At 43.3% G+C, this 13,074-nt stretch carries 12 protein-coding genes; 8 read left to right on the top strand and 4 right to left on the bottom strand.

The features are described from left to right. Positions 1-7 precede the first annotated feature (7 nt). Positions 8-712, top strand: coding sequence for a response regulator transcription factor (locus tag J7384_RS04880; protein ID WP_209111746.1), 705 nt, complete (start codon positions 8-10; stop codon positions 710-712). Between the two features lie 76 nt (positions 713-788). Here the strand turns inward: J7384_RS04880 and J7384_RS04875 are convergent, their stop codons facing one another. Beyond that, positions 789-1,727 (bottom strand): intradiol ring-cleavage dioxygenase, encoded by a 939-nt coding sequence (locus tag J7384_RS04875; RefSeq protein ID WP_209111745.1) that lies wholly within the window; start codon positions 1,725-1,727, stop codon positions 789-791. A gap of 275 nt (positions 1,728-2,002) precedes the next feature. Here J7384_RS04875 and J7384_RS04870 point away from each other — a divergent pair, with 275 nt between their 5' ends. The 6 genes from J7384_RS04870 to elbB all read left to right on the top strand — a co-directional run bounded on the left by J7384_RS04870 (position 2,003) and on the right by elbB (position 9,901). After that, positions 2,003-2,770: a ParA family protein gene (locus J7384_RS04870; protein ID WP_209111833.1), complete on the top strand. Its 768-nt coding sequence runs from the start codon at positions 2,003-2,005 to the stop codon at positions 2,768-2,770. A 108-nt stretch (positions 2,771-2,878) separates the two neighbouring features. Beyond that, positions 2,879-4,405, top strand: coding sequence for a hypothetical protein (locus J7384_RS04865; RefSeq protein WP_209111744.1), 1,527 nt, complete (start codon positions 2,879-2,881; stop codon positions 4,403-4,405). A gap of 322 nt (positions 4,406-4,727) precedes the next feature. Next, positions 4,728-5,102, top strand: coding sequence for a diacylglycerol kinase (locus J7384_RS04860; RefSeq protein ID WP_209111743.1), 375 nt, complete (start codon positions 4,728-4,730; stop codon positions 5,100-5,102). Next, a complete protein-coding gene (locus J7384_RS04855) occupies positions 5,090-7,099 on the top strand; it encodes an LTA synthase family protein (protein ID WP_247741623.1) in 2,010 nt (669 codons plus the stop codon). The genes J7384_RS04860 and J7384_RS04855 overlap by 13 nt, the downstream gene beginning before the upstream one ends. Before the next feature lie 32 nt (positions 7,100-7,131). Next, positions 7,132-9,198, top strand: a complete 2,067-nt coding sequence (locus tag J7384_RS04850; RefSeq protein WP_209111742.1) for a TonB-dependent receptor — start codon at positions 7,132-7,134, stop codon at positions 9,196-9,198. A gap of 49 nt (positions 9,199-9,247) precedes the next feature. After that, the gene (gene elbB, locus J7384_RS04845) at positions 9,248-9,901 is read left to right on the top strand and encodes an isoprenoid biosynthesis glyoxalase ElbB (RefSeq protein ID WP_209111741.1); all 654 of its coding nucleotides are present in this window, start codon (positions 9,248-9,250) and stop codon (positions 9,899-9,901) included. Between the two features lie 49 nt (positions 9,902-9,950). Here elbB and J7384_RS04840 read toward each other — a convergent pair whose 3' ends face one another. From J7384_RS04840 to exbB, 3 genes are read right to left on the bottom strand one after another with little or no spacing between them, the layout of a single operon-like run. Continuing rightward, entirely contained in the window at positions 9,951-10,856 is a 906-nt protein-coding gene (locus J7384_RS04840) for an energy transducer TonB (RefSeq protein ID WP_209111740.1), read from the bottom strand. Continuing rightward, positions 10,853-11,323, bottom strand: coding sequence for a biopolymer transporter ExbD (locus J7384_RS04835; RefSeq protein WP_209111739.1), 471 nt, complete (start codon positions 11,321-11,323; stop codon positions 10,853-10,855). Before J7384_RS04835 ends, J7384_RS04840 begins: the two co-directional genes overlap by 4 nt. Before the next feature lie 7 nt (positions 11,324-11,330). Then, positions 11,331-12,206, bottom strand: coding sequence for a tonB-system energizer ExbB (gene exbB / locus J7384_RS04830; RefSeq protein ID WP_209111738.1), 876 nt, complete (start codon positions 12,204-12,206; stop codon positions 11,331-11,333). A gap of 350 nt (positions 12,207-12,556) precedes the next feature. Between exbB and J7384_RS04825 the strand changes: the two genes are divergently transcribed. Next, the gene (locus J7384_RS04825; RefSeq protein ID WP_209111737.1) at positions 12,557-13,072 is read left to right on the top strand and encodes a sigma-70 family RNA polymerase sigma factor; all 516 of its coding nucleotides are present in this window, start codon (positions 12,557-12,559) and stop codon (positions 13,070-13,072) included. Positions 13,073-13,074 lie beyond the last annotated feature (2 nt).

Here is a 13,074-nt window from a genome sequence, read left to right as displayed (position 1 = left end):
GGATGTAATGAAAAAACACAAGGTAATTATTGTTGAAGACGATGTCGATTTAGCTAATTTAACGGCAGATTTTCTTCAGTCTTTTGAATTTGAATGCCAATTGTTACACTCCGCAGCAAATGCAGTACAAGAGATCATCGCACAGCAACCGAGTTTGGTGCTACTAGATGTGATGCTACCCGATGGTGATGGCTTAGATATCTGTCGTCAAATCACGTCTCAATATCATGGCAAAGTCGTGATGTTGACCGCTCGAACAGAGCTGATTGATCAAGTATTAGGTCTGGAAATTGGCGCTGATGATTACATTACTAAGCCTATTGAACCTCGTTTGCTATTGGCGAAATGCCGAGCTGTTTTGCGTCGAGATCAGGCTGACACCTCTGTGGAAAAAACGTTAGCGGTTGAGAGTGATGACCAAAGTACTACTTATAGTTTTTCAGACTTTGAAGTGAATACAGTTCGACGAGAAGTCCGCAAACAAGGAACCTTGCAAGCGTTTAGCAACCCAGAATACGAACTGTTAGTTTTACTGATCGAGCGCAAAGGTCAGATAGTCAGTCGCGATGATGTTTTTCAACGTTTACGCGGTATTGATTACGACGGCCAAAGCCGACAAATTGATATTTATATTTCTAATATTAGACAAAAATTAGGTGATAACAGTTTGATTAAAACGATTCGCTCAAAAGGGTATGTTTTTGTCGGTTAACCGAGAATAAAGCTAATTAAACTCCAAATAGCCAAAGCCGATGCTTTGGCTATTTTCGTGCTAACCTTTACATCAGCTAAACTGATGTCACTTGAATCGTTTTCCAAACTAACATTGAGTTATCGCTATTGCGCTCGTGACTAAAGATGTGTCTGGCAATATTACTGGCGTCGAACACACCATCGTTAATGTTTGGTGTGTCTTTTGCGCCACGACTCATGTATTCGGAATGAGCAGTGTAAATTTCGCGGTTGAGGTTGTCGTTAAAAGCAAGCTGTGACACTAAACTCTGGACATTGTTGTTTCTCAATTGCAAGTGAATATGAGTGGTGCGACCGGGATACCATCCGGGGAAACATGTTTTAAAATAGACAATACCGTCACTGTCGGTAATTTGTGAGCCTCTAAACCAGCGTGATGCCAGTGCTCGACTGTTAGAGCTCGTGCAAAAAGCAGGGTCAAACTGTCGGGCATCTGAGCTACCAGTATTACGACCTGAGTACAAGCCCTCGCGGTTAGTATGCCAAATTTCTACTTCCCACGCTGAAATTGGCCGACAATTTCGATCAACAATTCGCAATCCGAGAATAACAGGTACCCCAGTTTCGCCATCAGAGATGTCTTGTCGCACACTGTCTGGATTGAAGTAACACGGCCCTAGAGTAAAAGGCGCGGTAATTTGACACATGCTGGCGGGATCATTGGCAAATGGATTTCTCGGCGGGACATTCACGGTAATTGCATTAGTACCGCCAGCAGCCCATGTGCTGCTAGGTGTTGGTGTTGGTGTTGGTGTTGGTGTTGGTGTCGGAGCAGGTGCTGGTGTTGGGCTTGGCGTAGGTGCCGGGGCTGGGCTAGGCGTAGGCGCTGGTGCAGGGCTTGGAGCCGGGGTTGGCGCTGGTGAGGAACTGCCGCCACCACAACCAGATAAGGCGAATACTGAACCGCCGGCTAATGCGCCCAAAGAGGCCAGTGCTTTTCTGCGTGAAATGTGTTTTTGTTGAACTTGGCTCATATTTAAACCCTGCATGAGTGAAATTTGCTATTTGTTTGTTTTAAAGGTGTTTGGTTAAACTTTTACACCTAATCTTTTTTCTCTGGCTATCATATGGGGCTTGCTAAGGTGTTTCTATTGGCTAAATGTTGGCGGAATGTAGTCTTATGTTTATTTTGCAAATCTATTTTCGCTATTACTTACGTTTATAGGTGGGCGTTTGTATTCTTCAGTAAGATAACGCTTCTAATACAATGATTAGTCAAGCTAAGTTGCGACAAGCTGGTGTAAAAATTATGATTCGAGTGTTGTTTAACAAAAAAGGTGGCGTCGGAAAATCGAGTTTGGTGGTCAATTTGGCGGCAATTTCTGCTGCTCAAGGCTTGAAAACCCTAATCTTAGACCTGGATACGCAATGTAATACGAGTGCGTATTTATCGGCATTAGCTATTAGCGAAGAAGACTCAATTGCCGCGCTATTTGAACAGCAAATTACTTTTCATTTGCGCAAGCGGCCAGCTATTGATTATTGCCAGCCAACGCAATTTGACAACCTCTATATCATTCGAGGCTCTGAACGGATCAAAGAGCTTGAAAGCGAACTCGACAGTCGTCACAAAATTTATAAGTTGCGCGATGCCCTTGAAAGCTTGCGCGAACACTTTGATCGTATTTATATCGATACACCGCCAGCACTAAATTTTTACAGTTTGTCGGCATTGATTGGCGCTGATAGTTGCTTGATTCCGATTGATTGCGATGATTTTGCTCGGCAAGGACTTTACAGCTTGCAACAGCAAATATTCGAAATTCAAGAAGACCACAACGAAAACTTGACTATTGAGGGCATTGTAGCCAATCAATATATGAGTAACGCCAAGTTACCGGGTAAAATCATTGATGAACTCATCGCAGAGGGCTATCCAGTTATTGCAGAGTATATTCCTCAATCGGTAAAAATGCGCGAGTCACATCAAAGTAAAACACCATTGATCTACCTCGCACCTAAACACAAGCTGACCGAGGCCTTGTTTAATTGTTATCGAGCGCTTGAAACAAACTAACACTAGGGATTACAAATTGGATAACAAAAGCCTAACACTTCACTAAAATACTTTTTAATCAAGGTACTTATACTCGTTCACAATTAGTTTCATTAGGAATGAGTAAAGATGTTAAGCCCAAATCAATTATCAACAACCTTGATTGCCGCTGCTATTAGTTTAACTTTAGCCGCTTGTGGCGGCAGTAGCAGTACTCCGACGCCAACACCAAGTCCAGCGCCAAGCCCAGCACCAGCGCCAAGCCCTACGCCAACTCCAACGCCAACGCCGACACCAGCCCCAGTATCTGCGGTTGAAAAAGCATTTCCCAAATTTACCTCTGTTTTTGGCGTTAAACTGAGAGCGACAACACAAGTACCGGATGCAAAGTTACTGCACGCGGCAAAGATTATGGCAGAGTATTTAGATAATAACGACGATGGTGTTGCCGAGAATCAGCAAGTCGTTGAACAGTTGGCTAAGCGCAAAGCAACCTTGATTATGGCGCGCGACGAAACCGAACTCAACTCACTGACCAGCGCACTTAACAATGTACAAGACCCCGATCGCTTTCAAGATTTACAGGCCAGTGAAACACACCCCAATGGTGCGGCTAATGGCCAATTTGATGGCAGTTTAGAAGAAGTTTTGCACTTAATTACTCATGTCGGCTATTCCACTGTTTACCCTGAAATTTTCGCTGAAAAAGTCGATTCAACTATCGCTGATGCTATGGATATTGCCCGCGGTGGTCGCTTTCAACAGGTGCCAGCGCAATATCCCGAAGGCGCCTGGTATACTTACGACGACAAAACCTGTGACTACAGTTGTATGGTGACTGAATACACGTATTGGGCATTAACCTCAATATTGGGCGGTCAAGAATTTAATGGTCGCTTAGCAGAAATTCAAAATGAATGGCGTTTAAACACCCGTGAAAAAGTCCGATTAGGTGATCCAAGGGTTTATGCTATTTTAACCAATCAAGCGTATTTGTTACCGACAACACTACCTGACGGTGTTTACAACTCCACTCAGTTTACCATTCAAAACAGTGTGACAGGGCAAACACCTGCACCTACGCCAACCCCAATAACTGGCGTTATTGGCGCCAGTTCAGAAACGGCATGTCGTCAGGCACAAGACAGTGACAATGGTAGTGCATGTTTTATTATCAATCAGAACAAAGCGGAAATGTATGGCTCAATAGGATCGCGCATTGTCGCAAAAGTCACTGAATTAACCGATAAGTATCCGGCCGTAAAAACGATTGTGCTAAGAAATGTTCCAGGTTCAGTTGACGATGACAGCAATTTACGAGCAGCTAGACTCGTTTACGATAAAGGCTTAAATACTGAGTTATTGGCCAATAGCGATATTGCCTCCGGTGGTGTCGACTTTTTTCTTGCTGGCAAGCGTCGAACCATCGCCAGCGGCGCTCGTCTTGGTGTTCACTCATGGGGCACTGACGACGGTACCATTGCTGCGCAATTACCTCGCGACCATGCTGAACACAAACCATACATTGAGTTTTATCAGCATATTAAGTTAGCAGAACCAACAGAGTTTTATTTCTTTACCTTGAACGCGGCACCCGCCGAGAGCATTCATATTATGACGCCAGCTGAAATTACCCGTTGGAAGATGGCGCGGTAACAAATACGGTTTGCTAGATTAAGAAGGCGCAGGTAACAAGTTATCTGCGTTTTTTTATCAGCTCTAAGCAAGTGTTGCTTGCTTAGTGGCTTGGAAAATTGTTTAAGCCGCTGTTTGTTTAGTGGAAGCTCGAACCTATTGGTAATCTATCGCGTTTTTTATCTATTTAGTTTTATGTATGTGCTTGTTTTCAAATGTAGCCTTTTATTGAAAAGTGCTACAAATCACATAAATTTCGCCTACTTATCAACACACCTTTTCTAACAATGCCAGTTTTGTAGCTCGTTAGTATTTCGTCACTTAGTACATTTTAGGTGTTGTGATGAAAAAAGACTATCGAGATAAACCCAAAGGCATCAAGCGAATCTTTTTTGCGTTTGTGAATACCGGTAAAGGCTTTGTTTGGCTGAGTAAAAACGAAGCAGCCTTCAAGCAAGAATTAGTGTTTTGTATTGGGCTAGTTGTGCTGAGTTTCAGTATAGGGCTTGGCGTGTTAGAGCAGGTATTGCTGATCAGCACTTTGCTGTTTGTTTTGTTTGCAGAGATTGTTAATACCGCGATTGAAGTGGTTGTTGATCGCGTTGGTTTAGAGCGTCACCCGTTGTCAGGTTTAGCTAAAGATTTGGGCTCAGCAGCCGTATTTCTCAGCCTAGTTATGGCGGTGATTGTTTGGGGAGCAGTGCTATGGACAGCTTAGTAATAACGCCTATTTACTCTAAACAAAAGACGCTCAAAATCAGCCAGATAACAAGATCTTGGTTGTTGTCTTGTGGACAATCCTTAGGGCCAATTTGGCCGTTGTTGGTGTTTTTCTTTGCTGGTTTAGTTGTGCTCTCTAGTTCTCGTCTTGCTTTGATGGCTTGGCAAAGTGAACGCATTGATAGTGATGTTTGGTTGTACATGATTACACAAGGTATTCGCGTTGATATTTCAAGCTTAGCTTATTTGTTGGCAATACCTGTTCTGATCAGCAGCATCAGTTGGCTAATAGGTAAAGGCACAAAATTCACCTACTGGTTCTGTAAAGTATGGTTGGTCACCATGCTAGCCACTCTAGTCTATCTGGAGGTACTAACCCCGACTTTTATCAATGAATACGATTTGCGTCCCAATCGATTGTTTATTGAATACCTGATTTACCCCAAGCAAGTTTTTTCTATGCTATGGACGGGCTATAAGCTTGAAATAGCACTGAGTACCTTGGCACTTATAGCTACTGCAGGCGTTGGTATTAAGTTATTTAAACGTCATTGGGGACAAACCAATAGGTTAAATATATGCCTCAAACTGTTGGTGGTTGCGGCATTGATGGTTGCTATGTGTATTGGTGCTCGATCGTCTTTTGGACACCGCCCTATGAACCCGGCAATGGTGTCTTTTTCTACCGATCATTTACTCAATGATTTAGTGCTGAATTCGAGTTACTCAGTGAGCTTTGCCATTAAACAAATGGCACATGAAAAATCGAGTGAGCACTATTACGGCGCGATGCCGATTGAACAGGTAATAAACACCGTTAAACAGACCACTATCACGCCACTGTCTGAATTTAGTCATGATGACTTTCCCACTAACCACTATTTGTCAGCCAGTTATCAAGGCAAGCCGAGAAACTTGGTGATTATCTTACAAGAAAGCCTAGGTTCTCGTTATGTTGGTGGCTTGGGGGGACTGCCATTAACGCCAAACTTAGATAAATTAATGCGAGAAGGTTGGAACTTTACCAACTTATATGCCACAGGTACCCGCTCTGTGCGTGGCATTGAAGCCGTAATCGCTGGTTTTACGCCAACACCAGCAAGATCAGTGGTTAAGCTGGATAAGTCTCAACACAATTTTTTTACTCTCGCCAGCTTTTTGAAAAAGCATGGTTATCACAACCAGTTTATCTATGGTGGCGAAAGTCATTTTGACAATATGAAAAGCTTTTTCTTAGGTAACGGCTTTAACGATATCGTTGACTTACCTGAGTTTGCCAAAGCTGATTTCGTTGGTTCATGGGGCGCATCTGATCAAGATTTATTCGACCAAGCTCACCTCGAGTTCAGCCAATTGGCTCAACAAAAACAGCCGTTTTTTAGCTTGGTGTTCACCAGCTCAAACCATTCACCTTATGAGTTTCCCGACAATACCATTAGCTTGTATGACCAAGAAAAACACACGCGTAACAACGCGGCTAAATATGCTGACTTTGCACTGGGACAATTTATTGAACAGGCCAAGAATTCTGAATATTGGCAAAATACTGTTTTTATTGTTATCGCCGATCACGACTCGCGAGTCGCAGGTGCTAGCTTAGTTCCTATTGAGCACTTTAAAATTCCCGGCGTTATTTTTGGACAGGGCATTGAACCAAGAGTTGACGATCGTTTAGTCAGCCAAATTGATATTGCGCCTACGTTGTTGTCATTACTCGGTACTAGTGGCTATACGCCAATGATTGGCCATGATTTAACCCAACAAGTCCCTGTTGATAAGCAACGGGCGGTTATGCAGTACGACAAAAATTTTGCCTACATGAGCCCTTTAGGCAACAGCCAACAAGTCACTATTCTTCAACCGAAGCGAGAGTCGATGACCTTTCAATATGGTTATCAGCAGTTTAGTCGGATGAAGCTAGATCACGATCAGGCCAGTAAGGCGAAAGCAATCGCTTTGTTTGGCAGCTACGCCTACCACAATCGCTGGTTTTAATAATTTTCATTTTCGACAGGACATCATCAAAAATGCCAAAAAGCACCTTTATTTGCCGAAAGATTAACCTTTGTCTCTTCACTTATATCGCTACTATTAGCATAGCTAACGGACAACAAGAAAATACAAGTAGCGATACGCCATCAGTTGCTGACGAAGTCATTGAAGTGCACGGTCGCAAAAACCAACCCTATACCGAAGTGAGTCAAACCACGAAAGAGCTGCTCAATGTCGCTGGCATCGCTAGTGATCCCTTAGCAGCGGTTTACAGTTTGCCGGGGGTTGTATATGCCGGAGGTGACGATGGCGGTCAACCCGCAGTGAGAGGATCATCGCCAGATGACAACGCTTTTTACGTTGACGATATTCCCGTCAATTATATTTTTCATTTATTCGGCGACAGTATTTTTAATGAAAATGTCATTCGGGATTTTGATTTAAAGGCGGCAGCTTTTGGCAGTGAATACGGCAATGCGACTGGTGGCATCTTTGACGTTCAGCTCAGGGACCCGAAAAATAAAGATATCCAAACAACTCTTGAAGCGAGCATGATTAAAACTGGTTTCTTTGTCGAAGGAGGTATTTCTGAAAATCAAGCATTTTACTTTTCTTATCGCCGCAGTTTAATCCACTTGTTTTTAGAGGAGGATGAAGAAGAAGATGGTTTGAAAATCCTCAAGCACCCAATTAGTGATGACTATCAAGGTAAGTATCAGTGGTTGATTGGCGATGATCAAAAACTTACAGTGACCGTTGCCGGTGCCAGTGATTTAGGTGCGATTAATTTATCGGCCGCCTCTGAAGAGGGGCGAATTGATCCTGACAATATTGGTGAAACCAGTTTTAACAACAAGTTTAATAGCCAATCGCTATCATGGCAGTATTTTGGTGATCACAATAGTGCATTGAAAGTGGTGCTTGGTCACAGTCAAGGGCAGCGCAAAGAGAAATACGGTACCGGCCAGTTTTTAAATTTAGAAGATCAGGAGGTTAATCTGCGCCTCCAATATGGACAAGATTGGCTGACGGATCATCGGTTTTTTGTTGGTGCAGATTGGCAAAATATAGATTACGATTACCAATACGACACCATTCCATACTTTTGTACTGAACACACGGAGGATTGCCAAAGCCAGCGCGGTTTACGCACTCAAGATCGCGGCAAATTATCAAGGGGCACATCGGCGGTTTTTGCAAAAAACTTATGGCGTATTAATCAAGACTGGCAGTTAGAGTTGGGTTTTAGAGCTGAGCGTCAAGACTCGACAAAGCAGAGTTTTATCCACCCTAGAGCACAGCTGACCTGGTTAGCTACTGATAATTTAACCTTAACAGCAAAAGCAGGGACCTATAGCCGTTTACCCAATATTCTCAATACCTTTACTAAAATTGGTAATCCTAAACTAAAAGCGCCCAAAGCGACTCATTATGTGCTTGGCGCTGACTATCAACTGAGCGATTTGTGGAATACTAAAGTAGAGGTGTATTACAAAGACCTTAGCGATTTGGCGCGAGTAGCTGAGAATCAACAAGGAAACAATCAGCCCTTATTTACTAATGATTTATCAGGCAGTGCCTACGGAACCGAGTGGGTACTTAAACGCGAACAGCAAGACGGTTGGTACGGCTGGCTCTCGGTGAGTTGGTCCAAAAGTGATAGAACCGATGATATTACTGGCAAAACAACTGAATATTTTTTAGATACACCGCTCTTAGCTAATTTGGTTGTCAATTATCAGTTAAACGAACGCTGGGACTTTGGTTTGCGTTGGTCAGTGCGCAGTGGTCAGCGTTATACCCCAATTACCGGAATTCGAGTTAACCCCAATCACCCAGATAACTTTTTACCGGTTTATGGCGCGCTTAATTCAGGAACACTGCCAACTTATTCTCGATTAGACGTTCAGGCTAATTACAAGAGAAAATTCTGGGGCCTAGACACAGAGCTCACTTTTGCCATATTAAACGCCACCGATAGCGCTAATATCTCTGGTTATTACTACGAGCCAGATGATAACGATAGTGTCGATAACTATAGAGTGACAGGAGAAAATGGTTTTGAAGTGTTTCCTTCGATAGGAATTAAAGTGACTTTTTAATACTATAGAGCCAGCAGAAAAATTTGTTGGCTAATTAAGGAATCAGTGTATGAAAAAAGTGGCAGTAATTTTAAGTGGTTGTGGCGTTTTTGACGGCAGTGAGATTCACGAAGCGGTGCTGACATTACTCGCGATTGAACAAAATGGTGCCCAGTATCAATGCTTTGCCCCAGATGTTGAGCAACTACATGTGGTTAATCACCTGTCTGGCGAGGTTGCTGAAGATCAAACGCGCAATGTTTTGGTTGAATCAGCTCGTATTGCTCGCGGTGAGATTAAAGCAATTACTGAACTAGCGGTTGATGATTTTGATGCACTGATTTTACCGGGTGGTTTTGGCGCGGCCAAAAACTTGTCTGATTTCGCTGTTAATGGCGACCAAGCTCAGGTACAAAACGACGTTTTGACCGCTTGTCAGGCTTTTGCTAGCGCTGGTAAAGCGGCAGGTTATATCTGTATTGCGCCAGCGATGTTACCGCTTGTTTACGGCACAGGCGTGAAAGGGACCATTGGCAGTGATGAAGGCACAGCACAAGCGATTGCTGCCATGGGCGGACAACACGTTAATTGCCCAGTGACTGAATTTATCGTCGACGAGCACCATAAAGTTGTTAGTACGCCCGCTTATATGCTTGCCGGTTCGATTAGCGAAGCAGCGACAGGTATTAACAAGCTGGTCGAAAAAGTTATTTCGCTAGCGTAATCATTTGTGCCCAGTTGATTAATACAAGAGGTTAACTGGGCACAAATGCTTAACGAATGTAAAAGGCGACTGGTACCGCGATAGTTAACGCACTATCTGGGCTGTCCTTAGGTGGAATAGGCAGTGGTTGTGCGCGCTTTACCAGTGCAACTACTTCTCGGTCTAATGCGTTAAAACCACTGCTTTTATGGAGTTCAACCGATAACACCTTACCTTGTCGATCAAGGGTGAATTTAACCCAAGGCGAGCCTTGCTGCCCTCTCATTTTTGCTTGGCTTGGATAACGTTTTCTGCGTTCTAAATGGGCCAGTAAAATGCTTTGCCAATCGGCAATAGCTTCAATAGTTTGTTGACTTATCGCACCTATTTGTGGCGCTGTTACTTGCTTTGCATTGTCGCTGTTTATCGATATTGGTGCACTACTGGTCTCAACATATTTTTCTCCACTATTGTTGCCTGAGCTGTTGGCGTTTTGTTGACTTTCTATCATTTCGATGACGGGCTCTGGCACGTGCTCAGTTGGCGCTTGCGTTGGTTCTTGTGCTATTGTCGTTTTTGTATCTTTAATCGTGCTATCAGGTGTTTTTGGGTCAACCGTTTCTTGAATATTGACCTCAGCTTTATTCTCTAATAATGGGGCTAAGAGTTGTTTTGTATTGGATGAAGCGACAACTTGTTCATGCTTGTGATGTTTTTTTTGTGGTGCGGGCGATGACTCTTGTTGTGCTGGTGCAATTGTTTGTTCTGATTTTGGCATTTTAGGCGCAGCGACGACACTCACTTCAACATAAATGGGAGCGGCTGCCGGTGCTCTCGTCAGTGGATTGTTATCTGGCCAGTATAAAACAGTAATAATGAGTACATGCAACACTAACGCTCCGGCAAATGCCGCCAACCATAGTGGCCTTTGCTGAGAGCGCTGCTTAGCGTTTTCGGTACCAGAAAATATACTCATTGTGAGTTTTTCTTTGTCAAAGTATCTAATTCAGCTCCTGCGTCCAAGTTTTCCTGTGCTAGACCGACCAATGCTATTTTTTGGTAACCCGATTTGGCAAGGGCATTCATCACCTTGATAAAATCACCGTATGAAACGGCTTGGTCAGCCCTCAAGAACAGCTGTCGTTCAATATTGATATTATTGTTTTCTAATTGTTTTGCCAATTGCTCCAACAATATGGTTTGATCTTCGCCCAACACTAAGGTCAAATCTTGTTGCAGGGTTAGATAAACCGGCTGATCGGGTTCTAGTGCGGGCTCGGTATCAACTCCAGGTAGGTCAACAGGCACACTGACAGTTGCCAACGGCGCCGCAACCATGAATATAATCAATAATACAAGCATAACGTCTATAAACGGCGTAACGTTAATCTCGTGCTGTTCGCTTAATTGATCACTGTTTTTAGATTGTTGTGAAAATGCCATGATTGCGTCAACACTTAGCTTGGGCAGTGACAACGCTATTATTACCACTGACAATTGATGTTAACACTTGTCTTTCTCGATGCTGCTGGTCCAAATCTCTACTTAGGGTAATCATTAACGCAGTTGAAATATCTGTTAATAGCGATCGATAACTATTAATCGCTCGAGCGAAGTAGTTGTATATGATGACTGCCGGGATTGCCGCGACTAACCCCAATGCGGTCGCCAATAGAGCCTCGGCGATACCTGGCGCTACGATTGCCAAATTGGTGGTTTGACTTTCTGCTATCCCAATAAAGCTGTTCATTATGCCCCATACGGTACCAAATAAGCCGACAAATGGCGCCACTGAGCCGATAGTTGCTAGTACACCAGTACCTGTGTTGATGTCAGCGAGTAAACTGTTTTGCACGCGCTCTAAGCGCGCATTAACTCGCTCTTTAAGGCCGTGGTCAGTGATCTGTCCTTGTCTTGATAAGTTAAATTCTTGGCGACAAGCCTTTACTAAAAGTTGAGCTGATTGCGTCGCCTTGTCGCCACTCGGCTTGAGGCTCTCTTGAGCTTTACGCTCAACTTGCGCAAAGCTCTGACAGTCAATGAGTTGTGCAAGTAGCAACTGACTTCGACGACGAGCAAATGCCAATTGAACAACCTTAAAAAGCCATATTGTCCAAGTAAGTAAAGAGGCCAAAACAAGGCCAACCATCACGCTTTTAACAACAATGTCAGCTGCTTGATACATGCCCCAAGGTGATAAATCATGGCCTGCGAAAGCACTAGTGACGCTATTATGATTCTGTGGCTGAGCTGTTTGTGCGTTGGCAGAGGTGTGAAAAAAGGTCAATTGTAGCAAGCACAATAGCAAGCCAATTCGGGTTTTCATCGCTTAGTCCTTATCGGTTTAATCATTAAGCAGATTGAGTTATGAGAAAATGTCGTGTCAAAAAACTTCTAGCAGTAAAGCAAGCGGAGTATGGGCCTTATATCAATATCGTATTTTATGCCCTTTGTAAGAGTGACGAATGAAAGTCTGATTCCCGTACTTTTTGAACAAAAATTTATTGGGTATAAAAAACATCAGTTTATATAAGACTTTGCTATCAACCTTCTATTTTTAAGTAAAAACTAGTCTTAAATCACTCACTATATCACTTTAAATGAGAATGAATATCATTTAATATTTGCGCCCGTTAACTTGCATCAGCAATCCAACTTGCGTCACAGGAAGTCATTTTGTCCTCTAATAGCGACTTATCAATTAATATCGACAAGCTTTATCAAGACCACCATCAGTGGCTGGTCAGTTGGATTGCCGGCCGTACATCCGGTTGGGATAATGCGCAGGACTTGGCTCAAGATACCTTTATGCGTTTGTTAGCAAGACCAAACACCACGGAAAATATTCGAAGCCCGAGAGCTTGGCTTGCTAAAATCGCCAACAATTTGGTGGTAGATCAGGCTCGTCGAAAAATATTAGAACAAAACTATTTGTTGGCACTGGCCAATGTGCCCGAAGCAGAACAACCTTCACCTGAACACCAACTGGCGTTGTTAGCGTTACTCGAACAAATAGATGATTTGCTCTGTAGTTTGCGGGCAGTAGAAAAAACGGCTTTTTTAATGGTGCGATTAGAGGGCGTAAGCTATCGACAAGTGGCCAAGCAACTTGGCGTTAGTTTGTCATCGGTGGAGAAGTATGTCGCTAAAGCGATGTTCCAGTGTTACAACTTGGTATATGGCGACTTATAGCC

The organism is Endozoicomonas sp. G2_1 (assembly GCF_017744155.1).
In the GTDB taxonomy this organism is placed as follows: Bacteria; Pseudomonadota; Gammaproteobacteria; order Enterobacterales; family Alteromonadaceae; genus JAGHQT01.
Note: the sequence above shows the minus strand (reverse complement) of the source record. Positions and strands in the feature narration are given on the sequence as shown.